A 20,181-nucleotide genomic window follows, 5' to 3' on the forward strand; every position below is an offset into this window, starting at 1 on the left:
GTGCGCGCTCCTCGTCCAAGTGCGCTTTCGGCGCACCCACCGGTCTCGTCCCATGCGGCTCCGCCTCGCGCTGTTTCTCCTGTCGCTGCCGGCGCTCGCGCAGGCGGCCGCCGAGCCGCCGCTGTCGAGCCTGACCCTGGTCGGGCCGCCGAGCATCGTGTTCAAGGCCGGGCGCGACGCCTGCGACGGCGCCGACGTGCCCGACGCCTCGGCCCGCGCGTTCCGGGATGCCACTGGTGCGGTCGCCCTGTTCGGCATGCACTACCGCAACCGGGCCCTGCGCGGGCCGGACCTCGACCACCTCAAGCTCGACTGCACGGTGGTGCTCGACTCGGGCGAGAAGGCCGACCCGGCGCTCTACGACGACCGCTCCTGGATCACCGCCACCTGGACCGAGGACGGCGCCCGAATCGCCGCGCTGGTGCACCACGAGTACCAGGCGAACGAGCATCCGGGCCGCTGCACGGCCGAGACCTACGAGGCCTGCTGGTACAACACGATCACCGCCGCCGCCTCCGCGGATGGCGGCCGCAGCTTCCTGCGCACGACCCCGCCCGCGGTGGCGATGGCGGCCCCGTTCCGGCAGGAGGTCGGCCAGGGGCGTCACCGCGGCTTCTTCAACCCGTCGAACGTCTTCGCCGACGGGCGCTTCCGCTACGTCTTCGTCTCGACCACCGGCTGGGACCGGCCCGGGGATCAGGAGGCCGGGGTGTGCCTGTTCCGCACCGCCACGCCCGGCGATGCGGCGAGCTGGCGCGCCTGGACCGGCACCGGCTTCACCGCGTCCTTCCCGGATCCGTATCGCACCAAGGGCGCGCGGGCCGAGGCCTGCAAGCCGGTGGCGCCGTTCCCGACGCCCGTCGGGGCGGTGGTCCGCCATCGCGGCACCGGCGCCTTCGTCGCCCTGTTCATGGCCAAGGCGGGTGACGGGTTCGCGCAATCGGGCTTCTACTGGACGAGCTCGCGCGACCTTCTGACCTGGGACGTGCCGCGGCTGCTCGTCGCCGGGGCGACGCTCTACGACGACCCCTGCGCGGCGCCGGGCGGCCTGATCGCCTACCCGTCCCTCCTCGACCCCAGGGCCGAGGGCCGGAACTTCGACGACGTCGGCGACACCGCGATCCTCACCTACGTGACGCTGCGGACGGAGGGCTGCACCATCACCTCGGACCGCGACCTGCTGCGGCGGCCGGTGGCGATCAAGGTTTGGCCGTGAGCGCATCGTGCGTTGACCGGGACCGCGCCTGCATCATCTTCGAGGGCTGACCACGAGGCCGCCATGACCGACCACCTGCTCGCCTGGGACGAACGCGACGAGACCGTCGCGGAAAACGGCGTCGCCAAGCGCACGATCCCGGGCGCGGGCGCCAGCCTCGTGCGGATCGTCGTCCCAGCGGGCACCTCGGCGGCGCGGCACAGCCACGCGCACGAGCAGTTCGTGCAGGTGCTCTCCGGCTCAGGTATCCTGGAGACCGAGCAGGGCCGTGCGGCATTCGGCCCCGGCAGCGTGTTCCACTTCCCCGCGGAGGCGTGGCACGCGGCGGAGTTCGAGACGGAGACGGTGCTGGTGGAGACCAACGTGTCGGCGTGAGGCCGGCGGATGGGTCCGTCGTTCGACGCGACCCATGTCGGCGGGCCCCTCCAACCTTCGACATCTATGAAGGCGTCCGACCGACCTCCCCTGACTCGATCCGATCGACCTCGTTCTCGGTATCCTGCGCATAGCGTGCGGCCTCTCCGGGTCGAAGAATTCTTCCCTCTTGCGGGTCGAAAGCCACGCCGTCGGTCAGCGTCAGGCAGGCGGCCAGCGCCAGCCACGTGCCGACGCAACTCGGCAAAGCCGCGAAATAGAAGGCGTAGGCGTAGGGCCACGGCCCGCCGAGATCGATGTCGTCGTACGTTTCCGCCAGTTCCGCGAACGCGCAAGCGCCGAACTCGAACCCGGCTTCTCGGCCACGCCAAAGCGCCGGAAGGTGCCCCCGATGATCCGCGAGATCGCGAGTCGATCTCAATCTCAGATCGAACCCGAGGGCATTGATCGACGCTTGCCAGTCTTCGATCGATTTGATCGGACGGGCGCAGAACGCGTAGGCTTCCATCGTCATGTTCTGTCCCTCAAAACCAGTGGATGTCGGCAAAAACGCTTATCTTCGTCGTGGCGGCATGTGATTTGACCGCGACACCGCGTCGAACATGGATTTCGATCACCGGCACATCGGAGCCCACCCCGAGACCTTCACGGATCTCCCGGACGCGCGCTGCTGTCAGACGCGCATTTCCCGTCTTGAAGTCCCATACCGCCAATATCGGGGCCGAGGATGTTCTTCCATCGCGCAAGACCACGTCGGTTCGTACGCTTCCCTCCAGCCCATAACGAACACTATCGCCCAGGCTGAAGCTTTGCTCGACGCCGTGCCGGCCGATACCTGGAATATCCAGATTGCGAATCAATCGAGCTGTCGCAGCATGCAGTCGGACGCCGTAGGCCGGCACACGGACATCTCCCGAGATCGAGATTGCCTCCTTGACGACATCCACAAGAAGCTCGGTCTTCGCGTCGATCCTTGCGTTCCCGGTTTTCTCTATCTGGCTGCGCACGATCTGACCGGCGCCGCCGGTCCAGCGACCATCCGGGCCTCGGGGTTGATCCGGGCGAAAGCCGGCTCTGAGGGAATGGCTGAGCACGGACAGCATCGCAATCCGCAGGCGGATCTCTGCAACTCTGTGCGCGAATCGAAGCTGGTCTCGACGTTCGTCCATGCCAAAGCTCCCCCGAAGAGGCCTTGCCATATATTCCTAATAAGGTCAATTTTCCTATAGCGCTGCGGAGCGAGGCACGGCCGATCGCCCAGCCGTGCTTTCAGCGTGCAGTTGACGCTGCCGGGCGCCTGGCCTCAACTTTTCTTGCCCCCGCGGCAAAAAGGCCTGTGTTGGCGGCTTCCACGCACGCGTGTAGAGAGTAGCGCTACGAAGGCTCGCCCGTGCACGCCGACGGGACGAGCGCGCCGATTTCGCCCGCATACAAGAACAGAGGCCATCCATGAGCGCCGGTACCGCTTCCGACAAGCATTTCTCGAACTCCTTCTTCGCGGCCCCGCTGAGCGACGCGGATCCGGAGATCGCCAAGGCCGTCGAGCAGGAGCTCGGCCGGCAGCAGCACGAGATCGAGCTGATCGCCTCCGAGAACATCGTCTCGCGCGCCGTGCTCGAGGCGCAGGGCTCGGTGCTGACCAACAAGTACGCGGAGGGCTATCCCGGCCGTCGCTACTACGGCGGCTGCCAGTTCGTGGACATCGCCGAGAACCTCGCCATCGAGCGCGCCAAGCGCCTGTTCGGCGTCGGCTTCGCCAACGTGCAGCCGAACTCCGGCAGCCAGGCGAACCAGGGCGTGTTCATGGCCCTGATGCAGCCGGGCGACACCTTCCTCGGCCTCGACCTCGCCGCCGGCGGCCACCTCACCCACGGCGCGCCCCCGAACGTCTCGGGCAAGTGGTTCAAGCCGGTCTCCTACACCGTGCGCCGCGACGACCAGCGCATCGACATGGAGCAGGTCGAGGCGCTGGCCCACGAGCACAAGCCGAAGGTGATCATCGCCGGCGGCTCGGGCTATCCGCGCCATTGGGACTTCGCCAAGTTCCGTGAGATCGCCGACGCGGTCGGCGCGTACTTCTTCGTCGACATGGCGCACTTCGCCGGCCTCGTCGCCGCCGGCGTGCACCCGTCGCCGTTCCCGCACGCCCACGTCGCCACCACGACGACCCACAAGACGCTCCGCGGCCCGCGCGGCGGCATGATCCTGACGAACGACGAGGCGCTCGCCAAGAAGTTCAACTCGGCGATCTTCCCCGGCCTGCAGGGCGGCCCGCTCATGCACGTCATCGCCGGCAAGGCCGTGGCCTTCGGCGAGGCCCTGAAGCCCGAGTTCAAGATCTACGCCCGCCAAGTGATCGAGAACGCCAAGGCGCTGGCCGACACCCTGATGTCGGGCGGCTACGACATCACCTCGGGCGGCACCGACAACCACCTGATGCTGGTCGACCTGCAGCGGAAGGGCCTCACCGGCAAGGCGGCGGAAGCCGCGCTGTCGCGGGCCGACATCACCTGCAACAAGAACGGCGTCCCCTTCGACACGCAGAAGCCGACGATCACCTCGGGCATCCGCCTGGGCACGCCGGCCGGCACCTCGCGCGGCTTCGGCGTCGCCGAGTTCAAGCAGATCGGCGGCTTCATCGTCGAGGTGCTCGACGGGCTCGTGGCGAACGGCGAGGCCGGGGATTCCGCGGTCGAGGCCTCGGTCAAGACCCGCGTCCACGCCCTCACCGACCGGTTCCCGATCTACGGCTGATCCGGACGCCGCCGGAAGGGAAGCCTTCCGGCGTGCACTGCAACACGATAGAGACGGCCGCGGATCGCCTCGATCCGCGGCCGTTCTCGTTTCCCGAGAGGCCGCCGTCTTTCCAGCTCGATGAGAAGGTCCGCCCGATGCGGTGTCCCTATTGCGGCGGCTCCGACACGCAGGTGAAGGATTCGCGGCCGAGCGAGGACGGCGCCGCGATCCGCCGCCGCCGGGTCTGCCCGGACTGCGCCGGCCGCTTCACCACCTTCGAGCGGGTGCAGCTGCGCGAGCTCGTGGTGCTCAAGCGCTCGGGCAAGCGCGTGCCGTTCGAGCGCGACAAGCTGCAGCGCTCGATCGGCGTGGCCCTGCGCAAGCGCGCGGTCGACCCCGAGCGGATCGAGCGGCTGGTCAGCGGCATCACCCGCCAGCTCGAGAGCGGCGGCGAGGCCGAGATCACCTCGGAGGCGATCGGCGAGCTGGTGATGGAGGGCCTGAAGGGCCTCGACGACGTCGCCTACGTGCGCTTCGCCTCCGTCTACAAGAACTTCCGCGAGGCCAAGGATTTCGAGGACCTGCTCGGCACCTTGGCGGAGGCCGGCGTCGAGCCGCCCGAGGGCGTCGCGGCGGGCAAGCCGCGCACGGCGCGGTCGCGCTCGTGACGGCCGACGCGCGCTTCATGCGCCTCGCCCTCGCGCTCGGGCAGCGCAACCTCGGGCGGACCTGGCCGAACCCCTCGGTCGGCGCCGTGGTGGTCGCAGGCGAGCCGGGCGCGGAGCGGATCGTCGGCCAGGGCGTCACCGCCCCGGGCGGCCGCCCGCACGGCGAGCCCCTGGCGCTCGCCGATGCCGGCGCGGCGGCCCGGGGCGCGACCCTCTACGTCACGCTGGAGCCGTGCTCGCATCACGGCCGCACGCCGCCCTGCACCGACGCGATCGTCGCGGCAGGCATCGCGCGGGTCGTCAGCGCGATGGAGGACCCCGACACGCGGGTCTCCGGCCGCGGCCACGCGCTCCTGCGGGCGGCCGGCATCCGGGTCGAGACCGGGCTGCTGGGCACCGAGGCCCGCCGCGACCATGCCGGGCACGTGGCGCGGATCACCCACGGGCGGCCCCACCTCCACCTCAAGCTCGCCCGGACGCGGGACGGGTTCGCCGCCGCCTCCGACACGGTGCGCCTGCGCATCACCGGCGCGATCGCCGACGGCGCGGTGCACCTGTGGCGGGCCCATGCCGACGCGATCCTGATCGGCATCGGCACGGCGCGCGCCGACGACCCTTCGCTCACCGTGCGCCTGCCCGGCCTCGGCGGTCGCTCGCCGCTGCGGGTGGTGCTGGATTCGCAGCTGCGGCTGTCGCCGTCGAGCGTGCTCGTGCGCGGCGCTCACGACGTCCCGACGCTGGTCGTGACGACGCGGATCGCCCCGGCCCATGCCAAGCGGATGCTCGAATCGCTCGGCGTCGCGGTAGTGCGCGTCGCCGCCGATGCGCGCGGGCGGGTCGACCTGCACGCGGCGCTGGCGATGCTCGGCGAGCGCGGATTGACGCGGCTCTGCAGCGAGGGCGGCCCTCACCTTGCCGACGCGCTGGCCGAGGCCGATCTCGTGGATTCCTGCACCCTGATCACCGGGCCCGGCACCTGCGGTCCGCAGGGCGGCCTGCCGGCGGTCGGCCCGCATCTCGGGCAGGCGCTGGAGAGCGGACGGTTCCGGATCGCCCAGTCCCTCGACCTCGGGGCGGACCGGGCCGTGACCTACGAACGGAGTGAGGCTTAAGCGATGTTCACGGGTCTCGTCAGCGACGTCGGAACGGTGCTCTCGGTCTCGGGCGATGCGCGGATGCGCCGCCTCACGATCCGCGCCGCCTACGATGCGGCCACGATCGCGCTCGGCGCCTCGATCGCCTGCTCCGGCCCTTGCCTCACGGCGGTGTCGATCGAGCCGGCCGAGGGCGGCTGCGTCTTCGCGGTGGACGCCGCCGCCGAGACGCTGGCGCTGACCACGGTCGGCGGGTGGGAGGCCGGCACCCGAATCAACCTGGAGCGCTCGCTGAAGATCGGCGACGAGCTCGGCGGCCACCTCGTCACCGGCCACGTCGACGGCGTCGCCGAGATCCTCGCCCGCGAGACCGTCACCGCCGGCGCCTGGGGCGCGAGCGAACGGTTCACCCTGCGGGCGCCGGCCGGGGTCGCCCACTTCATCGCCAAGAAGGGCTCGGTCTGCCTCGACGGCACGTCGCTGACCGTCAACGCGGTCGAGGGCGACACCTTCTCGGTCCTGCTGATCCCGCACACGCTGGAGGTCACCACCTGGGGCGAGCGCCGCGCCGGCGACCGGCTGAACCTCGAGGTGGACCTGATCGCGCGCTACGCGGCGCGGCTCGCGGAGGGCCGCGAAAGCGCGGCGTGAGCCTGATTTCGGACGAGCGGATCAAGCTCTCCGCCGCCTACCTGAACACCGCCGCGGGCGGCCTGTTCACCGCGGGCGCGGTCGCGCCGCTCGTTGCGACCGTCTTCGGGGTTTCGGGACGGTCCAACCTGTCGGCGTTGACGCTGTCGGGAGGCATCGCGATCTTCTTCCTTGCGAGCATCGCCCTCCACGGGTGCGCGCGCATCATTCGTGGAAGGCTGCAGCCATGGCCGACATTCAGATCGTGGCCTTCGTCGTCGCGCGGCCGATGGCGGTCGCCGTCGGCTTCGGCGTCGTGCTGTGGTCCCGCTACGCGGATCGGTAGGCCCTCACCGCGGCGGGATCGAGTACGTGCCGTTCGCCTGGGCGACGAGGTCGTCCGAGCCCGGCGCCGTGATCCGCACCTCGCCGACGGCGAGGCGCCGGCCGAGCTTCAGCAGCGTCACGTCGGCGATCAGCACCAGCCCCGCGGGCTTGCGCAGGAAGTTGAAGGTCAGGCTCGTGGTCACCGCGAGCGCCACCGGGCCGATCTGGGCGAGGATGGCCGCGTAGAGCGCATAGTCGGCCAGCGCCATCATCGACGGGCCGGACAGCGTGCCGCCCGGGCGCAGGAAGCGCGCGTCGCCGTCGAGCCGCATCCGCGCGGTCAGCGGGCCGACGGCCTCCAGGCAGTAGGCGCGCCCGCCCGCCTGCATCTGCGGGAACTCCCGGTCGAGGAAGTCGCGGGTCTCGGCAAGCGTCATCGCGGTCATGACGGCCGTTCCAGCATGGCGGTGCGCCGGCGGCAAGGCGGGCGACCGGGATCGCGGGTCACCCCGCCTTGGGAATGCCCTCGGCCGCGCGCGCGCGGCCGAAATCGGCCTCGGCCGTTTCCTGCCCCTGCGCGACGATGCCCCGGCGGATCGCGCGGGTGCGGGTGAACAGGTCGTGCAGGGCCACGCCGTCGCCGTAGCGGATCGCACGGGTCAGCACCGAGAGGTCCTCGCTGAAGCGCCCGAGCATCTCCAGCACCGCCTCGCGGTTGCTCAGGAAGATGTCGCGCCACATCGTCGGGTCCGAGGAGGCGATGCGGGTGAAGTCGCGGAAGCCGCCGGCCGAGAACTTCATCACCTCGGACTGCGTCACCTGCTCGAGGTCGGCGGCGGTGCCGACGATGTTGTAGGCGATCAGGTGCGGCACGTGGCTGGTGATGGCGAGCACGAGGTCGTGGTGCTCCGGCGTCATCGTCTCGACGACGGCGCCGAGCCCCTGCCACAGCGCGCGCACCCGCGCGACGGCGGCCTCGGGCGCGTCCTCCGGCGGGGTCAGGATGCACCAGCGCCCGGAGAACAGCGTCGAGAACCCGGCATCCGGCCCGGAATACTCGGTGCCGGCCACCGGATGGCCGGGCACGAACACGATGCCGTCGGGCAGGTGCGGGGTGACGGCCGCGACGACCGACGCCTTCACCGAGCCGACGTCCGAGACGACGGCACCCGGCTTCAGGTGCGGCGCCATCGTGGCGGCGACCGGGCCGATGGCGCCGACGGGCACGCACAGGATCACGAGGTCGGCCTGCGCCGCGCCCGCGGCGGCATCGCCGGTGACGTCGTCGGCGATGCCGAGATCGAGCACCCGCGCGCGGACGGCGGCGTCCGCGTCGATCGCGACGATGCGCTCGGCCAGCCCGTAGCGGCGGGCGCCGCGGGCGATCGACGAGCCGATCAGGCCGAGGCCGACGATGGCGAGGCAGTCGAGCGGCGCGGCCTCAGGCATGGTCGCCTCGGACGAAGGCGCCGAGCGCGCCGAGGAAGGCCTCGTTGCTCTCGACGCTGCCGATCGTCACGCGGAGCGCATTCGGCAGCCCGTAGGCCGCCACTCGGCGCACGATCACCCCACGCCCGGTCAGGAAGGCGTCGGCGTCGGCCGCCGTGCGGCCGGGCACGTCGAGAAAGTGCACGAGCATGAAGTTCGCCACGCTCGGCGTCACGGTCAGGCCGAGCGCGCGGGCGCCCGCGATCATCCGCGGCAGCCATTTGGCGTTGTGGGCGGCGGCCGTCGCGGCGTGCGCCTCGTCGGCGAGCGCCGCCGCCCCGGCCGCCATGCCGGCGGTGGACAGGTTGAACGGCCCGCGGATGCGGTTGACAGCGTCCATCACGTGGGCCGGCCCGACCATCCAGCCGACGCGCAGGGCGGCGAGCCCGTGGATCTTCGAGAAGGTGCGGGTCATCACGACGTTGTCGGCGTCGCGCGCGAGCTCGAGCCCGGCCGCGTAGTCGTCCACCTGGACGTACTCGGCGTAGGCGCCGTCGAGGACCAGCAGCACGTCGCCCGGCAGGCCGGCATGCAGGCGCCGCACCTCGGCCAGCGGCAGGTAGGTGCCGGTCGGGTTGTTGGGGTTGGCGACGTAGACGATCTTCGTCCGCGGGGTCACGGCGGCGAGGATCGCGTCGACGTCGGCGGTGAGGTCGCGCTCGGAAGCGACCACGGCGGTGCCGCCCGCCGCCAGGATGGCGATGCGGTAGACCAGGAACCCGTGCTCGCAGAAGACGCCCTCGTCGCCGGGGCCGATATAGGCGTAGGCGAGCAGCGAGAGCAGCTCGTCCGAGCCCGCGCCGCAGACGACGCGGCCCGCGTCGATGCCGTAGCGCGCCGCGATGGCGGTCCGCAGCAGCGTGGAGGTGCCGTCGGGATAGTTCTCGAGCTTGGCCGTGGCCGCCTGCATCGCCGCCATCGCCGCCGGGCTCGGGCCGAGCGGCGTCTCGTTCGACGACAGCTTGTGGATCTTGGCGTGACCCGGCGCCCCGCTCTTGCCGGGCACGTAGGGGTCGATCGCCAGGACGCCCGGACGGGGCACCGGGCGGAGACGGGGAGAGGCGGACATTGGTGTTCGCAGCCTGCAGAAGAAACGCGGGTGGCGCCCGTCTACAGCATTTCGCGCCGCGATGAAGCGGGGCGCGACCGGATCGGGCGCCCGGCGGCCCTCACACCCGGAACCGCGCCGCGTGGCTGCCGGTCTCGTCGAGGCTCGACACCGCCGCGCCCGCCCCGTCCAGGGCCTCGGCGAGCTGCCGCGTGCCAACGCCGCCCGGCACCGCCAGCAGCAGGCGCTCGACCTCGCCCTTGGGCTTGGCCCGCGCCACCACCTCGCCGTAGAGCCCCTGCACGGCGCGCTCGGCCTCCTCCGTCCAGGCACCGCAGCGCACCGCCCACAGCACCCAGTCGCGCTGCGCCGCCGCCGGATCGTCGAGGGGCTTGGCCACCACGAAGACCGGCGTGCCGGCCGGGTGGGCCGGCCGCTCGATGAAGGGCAGCCGGGCGATCACCTTCGGCCGTCCCGCGCCGATCAGGCCCTCCCACCAGGCCTCTCCCTTCGCCGCCCCCTTCGCGGGCACCTGGGCGGCGCGCGGGTCGAAGCGGAAGATGCCGAGGTCGCCGCGCGAGGCCGCCACCGCCTCGATCACCGCCGCGCAGGTCGGGTGGGGCCGGTAGGGCACGGTGAAGCCGAAGTGGAAGCGGGCGGAGTCGCGCATCGCCGGATCGCCGGCGGAGATGTCGGCATGCACCGAGAACGGCGCCTGGACGTAGGTGAAGGTCGCGATGATGACCCGCCAGATCCCCTCGACGGTGTCGAGCGGCAGCAGCCCGCGGTGGCGCTCGGCGACGCGCCGCATCATCGCGGCCTCGCGACCGGGACGGAAGGCGGAGCCCGAGGCCGAGGTGCCCTTCACCGCGATCAGCCGGTCGATGATCCCGCCGCGCTGGATCAGCAGCGCGTGCATCTCGGCGTCGATCCGATCGATCTCGGCCCGGAGGGCGGCGAGGTCTTCCATCGGCGGCGCGGCTCGTTTGGGGAAGCGCATGGTTCGACAAGCTGAGGACGGGGCTGCTCGCGCGTGTTTACGGCCCGCCGCGCCGAAGGGCCAGCGCAGCAGGGCCGTGCGATCGACAACGGAGGGCGGATGAACGGCCTTCCGGCGGCCCCTTTCGTTGACGCTCGGCGGCGGGCACACTACGTCCGGTGCAGCGGCGGGCGCGGGAAGCGGGCGGCCTCGCGATTCCTTCGGCCCCTTCGGCGCGCGAGAAGCCGTTTCCAAACGCCTCATGGACAATCCCCTCGATACGGCCGTCACGGCCGCCTCCGCGACGGAGCCCGAGATCCGCAGCCGCGAGCCGTCGCAGGCGCGCGACCCGGCGGGGCTCGTCGCGCGGTTCGAGGCCGGGCAGCCGCTGACCATGGATTCGGGCGCCGCGCTCGCGCCGTTCCAAGTCGCCTACCAGACCGCCGGCACCCTCAACGCCGCGCGCACCAACGCGGTGCTGATCTGCCACGCGCTCACCGGCGACCAGCACTTCGCCCACCCCCATCCCGTCACCGGCAAGCCCGGCTGGTGGACGACGCTGGTCGGCCCGGGCAAGCCGATCGACACCGACCGCTACTTCGTCGTCTGCTCCAACGTGATCGGCTCGTGCATGGGCTCGACCGGCCCGGCCTCGATCGACCCCGCGACGGGCTCGGCCTACGGGCTCGACTTCCCGCTGGTCACGATCCGCGACATGGTCCGCGCCCAGGCGATGCTGCTCGACCATCTCGGCATCGCGGACCTGTTCCTGTGCATCGGCGGCTCGATGGGCGGGATGCAGGTGCTGCAATGGGCCTCGCTCTACCCTGAGCGCGTGTTCGCGGCGATGCCGATCGCCACGGGCGCGCGCCATTCGGCGCAGAACATCGCCTTTCACGAGGTCGGCCGGCAGGCGATCATGGCCGACCCCGCCTGGGCCGACGGTCGCTATCTCGAGGCCGGCACGCGCCCCTCGAAGGGCCTCGGCGTCGCGCGGATGGGCGCGCACATCACCTACCTGTCCGAGCCGGCTTTGCACCGGAAGTTCGGGCGGCGCTTCCAGGGCGGCTCGGCGCCGACCTTCTCGTTCAACGCCGACTTCCAGATCGAGAGCTACCTGCGCCACCAGGGCTTGAGCTTCGTCGAGCGGTTCGACGCCAACGCCTACCTCTACCTGACGCGGGCGATGGACTACTTCGACCTCGCCGCCGACCACGGCGGCGTGCTCGCCAACGCCTTCAAGGGCACGAAGACGCGGTTCTGCGTGATCTCGTTCACCTCCGACTGGCTGTTCCCCACGGCCGATTCCCGGGCGATCGTGCACGCGCTGAACGCCGCCTCGGCCCCGGTCGCCTTCGTCGAGGTCGAGAGCGACAAGGGCCACGACGCGTTCCTCCTCGACGAGCCGACGCTGTTCTCGGCGGCCCGCGGGTTCATCGACGCGGCCGCCCGGGCGCGCGGGCTGTGAGCGGGCGCGAGGACCTGTCCTTCGGCGACGCCGCCTCCGGCACGCCCTGGGAGGCGGCGGACGACCTGCCGCGCACGCCCGAATCCGGCGGCGCCCGCGTCGACCACCTCGTGGTCCTCGGGCTGGTGCCGCCCGGCGCGCGCGTCCTCGACATCGGCTGCGGCGACGGCTCGCTGCTGGCGCTGCTGCGCGACCGGCGCGGCGTCGACGGGCGCGGCATCGAGCTGTCGCGCGAGGGCGTGAACGCCTGCCTCGCGCGCGGCCTGCCGGTGATCCAGGGCGACGCCGACACCGACCTCGAGAACTACCCCGACGACGCATTCGACGTGGTGGTCCTGTCCCAGACCATCCAGGCGACGCGCAACCCGCGCATCGTGCTGGAGCACCTGCTTCGCATCGGCCGGCAGGTGGTGATCTCGTTCCCGAACTTCGGTCATTGGCGGGTGCGGGCCGAGCTCGCCTTCCGCGGGCGGATGCCGATCACCGAGATCTTGCCGGAAGCCTGGTACGAGACGCCGAACATCCACCACTGCACCATGCGCGACTTCGTCGAGCTGTGCCGGGCGGTCGACGCCCACATCGAGAAGGCGGCGGCGCTCGACGCGCGCGGACGGCCGATGCGCTTCTCGATGCCGTGGTGGTTCTGGAACCTGATCGGCGCGCAGGGGGTGTTCCTGCTCAGGCGGGGCCGCCTCGGAGCCGGCTGATCGGTCGACCGCGCCGGGCGGCATCGAGCCGATGCGGACATCGATCGCGTCGATCGTGCATCTTCTCACGAACCCGTGAGCATTCGTGAGCCCGCCCCAAGATCTGCAGAGGTATTGGTTAACCGCGATTTAAGCCATCCCGGGCGATCTTCGGCTGTCCAACGTGATCGGATAGATCGATGCTCCGTCTTTCAAACATCAAAATCCTGCCGAAGCTCATTGCCGTGATCGCATCGATCGCCGTCGTCGTCGGTGGGTGCGTCTGGTATGCGCAGGCGCGCATGACCACGATCGACGACGCCTACAGCCTCCTGATCGTCCACGAGGCGAAAGGCGTCGCGAGCGTGCGCCGGGCAAACGGCCTGATGTTCGAGCTCAACTACTGGGTCTACCGCATCATCGCCGAGACCGACGAGGCCCAGATCAAGAGCGCCAATGCGGGCTTCGAGGCGGTGCTGCCCAACATGAGGCAGGCGCTGGCCGACCTCCGCGAGCAGGCGCCTGCCTTCGGCGCGCGCGTCGAGGCGCAGAACGCCCGGGTCGACCGGTTCCTCAAGGACGTGACCGAGGTGCGCAGGCTCGGCACCGCGAACGAGAACGCGGACGCCATAGCCCTCGTGCACCGCGCCATCGATCCGACCTTCGCCACCATGACGGACGAAGGCAGCAGGCTCGCGCACGACATTGCCGCCTATATGGAGCATCAGTCCGACGTCCTGACCGATCAGACGAATGCGACGCGCTACACCCTGATGGCGCTGGCCGCTCTCGGCCTCCTGGTCGGCCTCGTCGCCGCGACCCTGGTGTCGATCGTCGGCATCACGCGTCCGCTGGGTCGGCTGGTCGTCGTCCTCCGGCGTATGGAAAACGGCGAGATCGATGCGCAGATCGCCGAGGCGCGCCGCGGCGACGAGGTCGGCTCCGTCGGCCGGGCCGTCGAAGGCATCACGGCCATGGTTGCCCGGAAGGCCGCCGAGCAGGCGGAGATCAAGGGCATCGCCGACGCGGCGGCGGCCTCCGAGCGCAAGCGCGTCATGGCGGAGCTGGCCGACGGGTTCGAACGGGCGGTCGGCGGCATCGTCGGCATGGTGTCCTCCTCCGCCACCGAGCTGCAGGCCACCGCCCAGACGATGACCGCGACCGCCCGGGAGACGGCCAGCCAATCGTCCACCGTGGCGGCCGCCGCCGAGGAGGCGGCCTCCAACGTGAATACCGTGGCGGCGGCGGCGGAAGAGCTCGGCTCGTCGGTCCAGGAGATCGGGCGGCAGGTCTCCGGCTCGGCCGACCTCGCGCAGACGGCGGTCTCCGAAGCGGAGCAGACCGGACGCCTGGTTCACGAACTGAGCCAGGCGGCCGCCAAGATCGGCGACGTGGTGGGGCTGATCTCGAACATCGCCGGCCAGACCAACCTGCTGGCGCTCAACGCCACCATCGAGGCGGCGCGCGCCGGAGAGGCCGGGCGCGGCTTCGCGGTGGTCGCCGCCGAGGTGAAGGAGCTTGCCAACCAGACGGCCGGCGCCACCGCCGAGATCGGCAGCCAGATCGCCCAGATCCAGACCTCGACGCAAGGGGCGGTGCAGGCGATCGGGACCATCTCGATGCGCATCCGCGAGATCGACGCGGTCGCCGCGTCGATCGCGGCGGCGGTGGAGGAGCAGGGTGCGGCGACCCAGGAGATCGTGCGCAACGTCGCGCAGGCCTCCGCCGGCACGAGCGAGGTCACCGGCAACATCGCCGGCGTCGCGCAGGCTTCGGAGGAGACCGGCGCCGCGGCCGCGCAGGTGCTGGCCTCGGCGTCCGAACTGTCGCGTCAGTCGGAGCATCTGGGCGCGGAGGTCGCCCGCTTCCTCGCCACCGTTCGTGCCGCCTAAGCCGCCGGGCTTTCCGGGGCGGCTCCGAGGCCGGGCATCGTGCCCGGCCTTCCTCCGTTCGCGGGCCTCCGCCGCGACACCGGGCGGTCAATGCCCGTCGAGGAACTCCAGCATCGCGGCGTCGAAGCGGTCGGTCGCCTCCATGTGGACGAGGTGGCCGATGCCCGCGAACACGATCGCCCGGCCATTCGGCATCTTCGCGGCCAGCGCCGTCGCGTTGTCGGCGTTGCGGCCCATCCTCGCGGCGAGGTCCGGCGGGGCGTAGGGCTTGCCCGGCGCGTTGTGGTCGGCGCCGCCCATGACGAACAGGGTCGGCATCGGGAGCAGCGGGATCTCGTGCACCACCGGCTGGCCCCAGATCATGGTGTAGGAGTTCACGAACGATTGCAGCCAGCGCGGATACTCGCCCGCTCCCTTCACCCGCTCGCGTACCTCGACGAACGGCTCGATCGCCGATTCCGGCAGCGAGAGCGCGTAGCTGGTCATCAGCTGCCGGCGGTAGGCGGCCGCCGTGAGCTCGCCCTCGCGCTTGAGCAGGGTGTCGTTGGCGACCGGCGGCACGCTGAAGCGGTAATCCTCGAGGCCGAGAGGCGCCTCGAGGACGAGGCTGTTGACCCGGTCGGGGGCGTTGCGTGCCAACCGCACGGCCAGCATCCCGCCCATCGAGTGGGCGACCACGTCGACCCGGCGCAGGTTCAGGTGATCGAGCAGCGCGACGGTGTCGGCGGCCATCGCGTCGAAGGTGAACGGGCCGATGGGCTTCGAGGACTTGCCGAAGCCGAGTTGGTCGGGCGCGACCACGCGGTAGCCCGCGCCCGTCAGCGCCGCGACGACCGGCGCCCAGTAGCTCGCCGGGAAGTTGCGGCCGTGCAGCAGCAATGCCGTGCGGCCGTTGGCCGTGCCGGTCGGCGCCACGTCCATGTAGGCGAGGCGCTGGGCCTCGCCGTCGCGCGACAGCGCGAGGAAGCGCACCGGATACGGGTAGGCGAAGCCTTCCAGCCCGATCCCGAGCGGCGGTGCCTCCTGCGCCGGCGCCGCCATCGGCATCAGCGGCAACAGGGCGAGCAGCAGGGCGGTGGTCCGCGTCATCGTCGGCATCGGGGCGTCATCCGTCGGATCGAGGCGACGACGCGATGGCGCGTCGCGAAGGCGGAAAAGCGGCGCACGGGCGAAGGATCCCGCGGCCATGTCACCGGTGCGCTGCTCAAGCCTGCGTGAAGCCGCTATGTGCGGGCGCAAGCGCCAGGCGGACCCACGGCGGCCGGCGGCCGGGGTCGGCCCAGAACGAGGTTTTCGACGATGACCGAGACGGCCGGATCGTCCGGACGACGCGCGATCCGCGGGGCGGAGGAGGAAGCGCAGGCGGCAAGCGGCCTCGGCGACGGGAGCCCGGCCGCCGCGAGGCCGGCCGACGGGCTTCCCCCGCGCGAGCGCCTGCTGGCGATGGCGGCGGTGTCGCTCGCCATGACCATGGCGGTGCTCGACGGGGCGATCGTCAACGTGGCGCTGCCGGTGATGGCCAAGGACCTCGCGGTCGATCCGGCCGCGGCGATCTTCGTGGTCAACGGCTACCAGATCGCGGTGACGGCGGCGCTCCTGCCCTTCGCCTCCCTCGGCGACATCCTCGGCTACAAGCGCGTGTACCTCGCCGGGCTGGCGGCGTTCGTCGCGGCCTCGCTCGCCTGCGCCTTCGCGCCGAGCCTCGGCTTCCTGATCGCCGGGCGCCTGGCGCAGGGGCTCGGCGCCGCCGGCGTGATGAGCGTCAACATCGCGCTGGTGCGCTTCATCTATCCCCACCGGATGATCGGCCGCGGCGTCGGCAACGTGGCGCTCGTCGTCGCCGTCGCCTCCGCGGCCGGCCCGACGGTCGCCGCCGCGATCCTCTCGGTGGCGTCCTGGCCGTGGCTGTTCCTGGTCAACCTGCCGGTGGGCGGCCTCGCCTTCCTCGTCGCCTCGCGGACGCTGCCGGCGACGCCGCGCAGCGGCGCGCGCTTCGACGCGTTGAGCGCGGTGCTGAACGCGCTGACCTTCGGCCTGCTGATCGTCGGCGTCGACCGCCTCGGCGACGCCGACGGGCGGGCGATCGCCTTCGCCGAGATCGCGGGCGCCGTGGCGGTCGGCGCGGTGTTCGTGCTGTACCAGCTGCGCCTGCGGGCTCCGCTGCTGCCGGTGGACCTCCTGCGGATCCCGGCCTTCGCGCTGTCGATGGCGACCTCGATCGCCTCGTTCGCGGCGCAGATGAGCGCCTACATCGCCCTGCCCTTCTATTTCCAGGACGTGCTGCACCTCTCGGGCACGCAGACCGGCTTCCTGATGACGCCCTGGCCGATCGCGATCGCGGCGATGGCGCCGGTCGCCGGGCGGCTCGCCGACCGCTACCCGCCGGGGCTGCTCGGCGGCATCGGCCTCGCGCTGATGGCGTCGGGCATCGCCGCGATGGCGCTGCTGCCGGCGCACCCGGCGACCCTCGACATCGTCTGGCGGCTGACGCTGAGCGGCCTCGGCTTCGGCCTGTTCCAGACGCCGAACAACAAGGTCATCATCACCGCCGCCCCGCGCGAGCGCAGCGGCTGGGCGAGCGGCATGCAGTCGACGGCGCGGCTCACCGGCCAATCCCTCGGCGCGGCGATGGTGGCGGTGATCTTCGGGATGACCCAGGGCGCCGGGCCGGAGCGGGCGGTGTCGCTGGCGCTGTGGTCCGCGGTGGCGCTCGCCGTGTTCGGCGGCTGCACCAGCGTTCTGCGGCGGGGCAGAGCCGGATAGGCTGCATGCCACCCGGGGCCGGACCGGCGCGTTGATCGGCATCGCGAGACATCGCGGCAACCAGGAATCGACCGAAATGGACATGAACCTGAAGGGCCGCCGCGCCCTCGTCACCGGCTCCACCGGCGGCATCGGCTTCGGGATCGCCCAGGCGCTCCTCGACCTCGGCGCCAGCGTCGGCATCAATGGGCGCACCGCGGAACGGGTCGAGGCGGCCATCGCGGCCCTGCGCGGGAAGACCCAGGCCGGCGAGGCCTTCGCGGCGGTCGGCGACGTGGCGATGGCCGACGGGGTCGCCGCGCTGGTCGCGGCGCTGCCGGACGTCGACATCCTGGTCAACAACACGGGGATCTTCGAGCCGAAGCCGTTCTTCGACATCCCCGATGGCGACTGGCAGCGCTTCTTCGACGTCAATGTGATGAGCGGCGTGCGGCTGTCGCGCGCCTACGCGCCGGGGATGGTGGCGCGGGGCTGGGGCCGCGTGGTCTTCATCGCCAGCGAGTCGGGCATCAACATCCCGGTCGAGATGGTCCATTACGGGATGACGAAGACGGCGCAGCTCGCGGTCTCGCGCGGGCTCGCCGAGACGGTCTCGGGCACCGGCGTCACGGTCAACAGCGTGCTGCCGGGGCCGACCCTGTCTGAGGGCGTCGCCGATTTCATGAAGCAGATGGCCGGCGGATCGGGCGAGGCCGATCTCGACGCGCTCGGCCGCCAGTTCGTCGCCGAGCACCGCCCGACATCGCTGATCGGACGGCTGGCCAGCGTCGAGGAAGTGGCCAACATGGTGGCCTATGTCTGTAGCCCGGCGGCGAGCGCGACCAGCGGCGCGGCGCTTCGGGTGGATGGCGGCGTCCTGCGCAACATCGCCTGACGCCTGATCGGGTCGTGCGGGGCGGCGTGGCGCCGCCCCGTTCGAGCGCACCGTCGAAGCAGGACGATCCGGGAACCGCGTCTCCGAATCGACCCGACGACGGGTCCGGCGCGGCTCAGGCCTTGAGGTGGGCGGCGAGGTGCTTGTTCATCTCGAACATGCTGCACTTGTCCTTGCCGAAGACCTTCTTGAGCTTGTCGTCGGCGAGAATCTCGCGCTTGTTCTCCGGGTTCTGGAGGTTGTGCTTCTTGATGTATTCCCAGACCTTGCTGACGACCTCGCCGCGCGGGATCGGGCTGGTGCCGACGATGGCGCCGAGATCGGCCGAGGGCTTCAGCGGCTGCTGCAGGGCGTTCGGCTTGGCGCCGGCGGCGGCCTTGGTCGCCTTGGGCGCTGCAGCCTTCGCGGGCTTGGCGTCCTTGGTCTCCTTCGCAGCCTTCGGGGCGGCCTTTTCCGTCGTCTTGGTTGCCATGGGGTTCCTCCGGTTCTCGCTGCGAGCGTGAACGTGACATCCCCGCAGCAGGGGTGAGCATAGCAGCAAGAACTAAGGGCTAGCGCAGCCGTTCCAAGGGAAAACTGGAACAGTTCCCTTCATCATCCACAGGGTGTGGCGCCGGCGGGCGGCTTCGGCACCGGTTTTCGCGCCGCGAAACCCTTTCTTCACCCAACCGGAGGACAGATCCGGGCATGGTCAGCACCGCCCTCGCCCTCGCTTTCGTCTCCGCGTTCGCCCTGGTCCTCGGGCTCGGCATCGGCATCGCCGCCGAGCCGAATGCTTGCGATCAACCGCATGGCGGCGGATTGATCTGAGGGCGCGAAGGCCGGAGCGGACGCCGGATCCTCGCGAACCGTCCGGCCGCCCGGACGTTGGCGGCGTCGGAGGACGGCCCTCCCGCCTTCCTCCTCGCGCCGCGGAACCCTCTGCCCATGTCGAGCCTCGAGCCGAACACCCTCGACGGCATCGCGCACATCATCCAGGTGGCGCTGACGCCGGTGTTCCTGCTGTCCGGGGTGGCGACCCTGCTCAACGTCTTCGGCGCGCGCCTCGCCCGCGTGTCGGATCAGGCGGAGCGGGCGTCGAGCCTGCTCGCGGGCGCGAGCGAGGCGGAGCGCCGCCGCCTCGGCCACCGGCTCGACCGCCTGCGGCTGCGGGCGCTGCTGCTCGACGCGGCCGTGGTGCTCGCGGCGCTTTCGGGGGTCTCGACCTGCGGCGCCGTCCTGACGCTGTTCGTCGGCGCGCTGCGCGACGCCACCGTGGCTGGCGTGCTGTTCGCGTTGTTCGGCACGGCGATCCTGTGCACGCTCCTGGCGCTGGTCGCCTTCGGGACCGAGATGCTGTTCGCGAGCCGCGGCGTGCGCAACCGTGTCGCCCTGCGGCGCGCTGAGGCGGAAGCCGGCCCGGAAGGCTGAAGGGGCCCGCGGAACCCATCGCGGGTCCGAGCTTTCCCCTGCGAACGCCCGGGATGCCGGGCCCGTGCAGTCCTGCGAAAGGGTATCGCGATGCCGACAGATCTTCCCAACGAGCGCAGCATCCGCAAGGCCGGCTCGATGGAGCTCGACCCCTCGGCCGAGGGCGTCGCCATCGACGAGACCGTCCGGCTGATCGCCTCCAACAAGGTCGAGGGCACGGCGGTCTACGATGCCGCCGGCAAGCACCTCGGCGCGGTGCACAACTTCATGGTCGACAAGGTCTCGGGCCAGGTCGCCTACGCGGTGCTCGCCTTCGGCGGGTTCCTGGGGCTTGGCGAGAACCACCACCCGCTGCCGTGGAAGGCGCTGACCTACAGCGTCGCGCTCGGCGGCTACGTGGTGGACATCGACCCGGCGACGCTCGCCGGCGCGCCGAGCCACGGCGCCGGCGAGGACGGCTTCGCCGATCCGGCCTATGGCGGCCGGCTCGACGACTATTACGGTCGCGGCCCGAAAGCGGCCTGACG

General features: G+C 71.3%; 22 protein-coding genes. 14 read left to right on the forward strand and 8 right to left on the reverse strand.

What is annotated here, in order from left to right:
• Positions 1-52 precede the first annotated feature (52 nt).
• Together MKK70_RS02300 and MKK70_RS02305 are read left to right on the forward strand one after the other, a co-directional pair.
• Positions 53-1,216 (forward strand): hypothetical protein, encoded by a 1,164-nt coding sequence (locus tag MKK70_RS02300; RefSeq protein WP_147728308.1) that lies wholly within the window; start codon positions 53-55, stop codon positions 1,214-1,216.
• A 63-nt stretch (positions 1,217-1,279) separates the two neighbouring features.
• The gene (locus MKK70_RS02305; RefSeq protein ID WP_147844272.1) at positions 1,280-1,591 is read left to right on the forward strand and encodes a cupin domain-containing protein; all 312 of its coding nucleotides are present in this window, start codon (positions 1,280-1,282) and stop codon (positions 1,589-1,591) included.
• A gap of 64 nt (positions 1,592-1,655) precedes the next feature.
• Here the strand turns inward: MKK70_RS02305 and MKK70_RS02310 are convergent, their stop codons facing one another.
• The gene (locus MKK70_RS02310) at positions 1,656-2,105 is read right to left on the reverse strand and encodes a hypothetical protein (protein ID WP_243945635.1); all 450 of its coding nucleotides are present in this window, start codon (positions 2,103-2,105) and stop codon (positions 1,656-1,658) included.
• A 10-nt stretch (positions 2,106-2,115) separates the two neighbouring features.
• Complete coding sequence (locus MKK70_RS02315) at positions 2,116-2,760, reverse strand: hypothetical protein (RefSeq protein ID WP_243945637.1); 645 nt, start codon at positions 2,758-2,760, stop codon at positions 2,116-2,118.
• Positions 2,761-3,040: 280 nt separating this feature from the next.
• On the opposite strand from MKK70_RS02315, the gene glyA reads away from it, so the two are divergent.
• The 4 genes from glyA (at position 3,041) to MKK70_RS02335 (ending at position 6,740) form a co-directional block, all read left to right on the forward strand.
• On the forward strand, positions 3,041-4,345 hold the full coding sequence (glyA, locus tag MKK70_RS02320; RefSeq protein WP_243932298.1) for a serine hydroxymethyltransferase: 1,305 nt from the start codon (positions 3,041-3,043) through the stop codon (positions 4,343-4,345).
• A 137-nt stretch (positions 4,346-4,482) separates the two neighbouring features.
• Positions 4,483-4,995, forward strand: a complete 513-nt coding sequence (nrdR, locus tag MKK70_RS02325) for a transcriptional regulator NrdR (RefSeq protein WP_147858293.1) — start codon at positions 4,483-4,485, stop codon at positions 4,993-4,995.
• Positions 4,992-6,107 (forward strand): bifunctional diaminohydroxyphosphoribosylaminopyrimidine deaminase/5-amino-6-(5-phosphoribosylamino)uracil reductase RibD, encoded by a 1,116-nt coding sequence (gene ribD, locus MKK70_RS02330; protein ID WP_409568236.1) that lies wholly within the window; start codon positions 4,992-4,994, stop codon positions 6,105-6,107. The genes nrdR and ribD overlap by 4 nt, the downstream gene beginning before the upstream one ends.
• 3 nt (positions 6,108-6,110) lie before the next feature.
• Entirely contained in the window at positions 6,111-6,740 is a 630-nt protein-coding gene (locus MKK70_RS02335) for a riboflavin synthase (RefSeq protein ID WP_243945639.1), read from the forward strand.
• 329 nt (positions 6,741-7,069) lie between these two features.
• On the opposite strand, the gene MKK70_RS02340 is transcribed toward MKK70_RS02335, so the two are convergent.
• The 4 genes from MKK70_RS02340 to MKK70_RS02355 form a co-directional block, all read right to left on the reverse strand.
• Positions 7,070-7,492: a PaaI family thioesterase gene (locus MKK70_RS02340; protein WP_243945641.1), complete on the reverse strand. Its 423-nt coding sequence runs from the start codon at positions 7,490-7,492 to the stop codon at positions 7,070-7,072.
• A gap of 58 nt (positions 7,493-7,550) precedes the next feature.
• Positions 7,551-8,495 carry a prephenate/arogenate dehydrogenase family protein gene (locus MKK70_RS02345; RefSeq protein ID WP_243945642.1) on the reverse strand — a complete coding sequence of 315 codons (945 nt, stop codon included), beginning with the start codon at positions 8,493-8,495 and terminating at the stop codon, positions 7,551-7,553.
• Positions 8,488-9,603, reverse strand: coding sequence for a pyridoxal phosphate-dependent aminotransferase (locus MKK70_RS02350; RefSeq protein WP_243945644.1), 1,116 nt, complete (start codon positions 9,601-9,603; stop codon positions 8,488-8,490). The genes MKK70_RS02345 and MKK70_RS02350 overlap by 8 nt, the downstream gene beginning before the upstream one ends.
• Before the next feature lie 100 nt (positions 9,604-9,703).
• Entirely contained in the window at positions 9,704-10,582 is an 879-nt protein-coding gene (locus MKK70_RS02355) for a chorismate mutase (RefSeq protein WP_147727141.1), read from the reverse strand.
• Positions 10,583-10,823: 241 nt separating this feature from the next.
• Here MKK70_RS02355 and MKK70_RS02360 point away from each other — a divergent pair, with 241 nt between their 5' ends.
• The 3 genes from MKK70_RS02360 to MKK70_RS02370 all read left to right on the forward strand — a co-directional run bounded on the left by MKK70_RS02360 (position 10,824) and on the right by MKK70_RS02370 (position 14,607).
• Positions 10,824-12,029, forward strand: coding sequence for a homoserine O-acetyltransferase (locus MKK70_RS02360; RefSeq protein WP_187274668.1), 1,206 nt, complete (start codon positions 10,824-10,826; stop codon positions 12,027-12,029).
• Positions 12,026-12,736, forward strand: coding sequence for a methionine biosynthesis protein MetW (gene metW, locus MKK70_RS02365; RefSeq protein WP_147727140.1), 711 nt, complete (start codon positions 12,026-12,028; stop codon positions 12,734-12,736). The genes MKK70_RS02360 and metW overlap by 4 nt, the downstream gene beginning before the upstream one ends.
• A 179-nt stretch (positions 12,737-12,915) precedes the next feature.
• Complete coding sequence (locus MKK70_RS02370; RefSeq protein ID WP_243945646.1) at positions 12,916-14,607, forward strand: methyl-accepting chemotaxis protein; 1,692 nt, start codon at positions 12,916-12,918, stop codon at positions 14,605-14,607.
• Positions 14,608-14,694: 87 nt separating this feature from the next.
• Here MKK70_RS02370 and MKK70_RS02375 read toward each other — a convergent pair whose 3' ends face one another.
• The gene (locus tag MKK70_RS02375; protein ID WP_279603482.1) at positions 14,695-15,696 is read right to left on the reverse strand and encodes an alpha/beta fold hydrolase; all 1,002 of its coding nucleotides are present in this window, start codon (positions 15,694-15,696) and stop codon (positions 14,695-14,697) included.
• 354 nt (positions 15,697-16,050) lie between these two features.
• On the opposite strand from MKK70_RS02375, the gene MKK70_RS02380 reads away from it, so the two are divergent.
• Positions 16,051-17,370, forward strand: coding sequence for an MFS transporter (locus MKK70_RS02380; RefSeq protein WP_243945657.1), 1,320 nt, complete (start codon positions 16,051-16,053; stop codon positions 17,368-17,370).
• A 76-nt stretch (positions 17,371-17,446) separates the two neighbouring features.
• On the forward strand, positions 17,447-18,244 hold the full coding sequence (locus tag MKK70_RS02385) for an SDR family NAD(P)-dependent oxidoreductase (protein WP_243945647.1): 798 nt from the start codon (positions 17,447-17,449) through the stop codon (positions 18,242-18,244).
• 115 nt (positions 18,245-18,359) lie between these two features.
• Here MKK70_RS02385 and MKK70_RS02390 read toward each other — a convergent pair whose 3' ends face one another.
• Complete coding sequence (locus tag MKK70_RS02390; protein ID WP_147727136.1) at positions 18,360-18,716, reverse strand: SWIB/MDM2 domain-containing protein; 357 nt, start codon at positions 18,714-18,716, stop codon at positions 18,360-18,362.
• Positions 18,717-18,931: 215 nt separating this feature from the next.
• Here MKK70_RS02390 and MKK70_RS30495 point away from each other — a divergent pair, with 215 nt between their 5' ends.
• The 3 genes from MKK70_RS30495 (at position 18,932) to MKK70_RS02400 (ending at position 20,179) form a co-directional block, all read left to right on the forward strand.
• A complete protein-coding gene (locus MKK70_RS30495) occupies positions 18,932-19,054 on the forward strand; it encodes a hypothetical protein (protein WP_279603481.1) in 123 nt (40 codons plus the stop codon).
• A 117-nt stretch (positions 19,055-19,171) separates the two neighbouring features.
• Positions 19,172-19,654: a DUF2721 domain-containing protein gene (locus MKK70_RS02395; RefSeq protein ID WP_147841307.1), complete on the forward strand. Its 483-nt coding sequence runs from the start codon at positions 19,172-19,174 to the stop codon at positions 19,652-19,654.
• A 90-nt stretch (positions 19,655-19,744) separates the two neighbouring features.
• The gene (locus MKK70_RS02400) at positions 19,745-20,179 is read left to right on the forward strand and encodes a PRC-barrel domain-containing protein (protein WP_243935869.1); all 435 of its coding nucleotides are present in this window, start codon (positions 19,745-19,747) and stop codon (positions 20,177-20,179) included.
• The last annotated feature ends 2 nt before the right edge of the window (positions 20,180-20,181 follow it).

This window comes from Methylobacterium sp. E-041, assembly GCF_022829665.1.
Classification (GTDB): Bacteria; Pseudomonadota; Alphaproteobacteria; order Rhizobiales; family Beijerinckiaceae; genus Methylobacterium.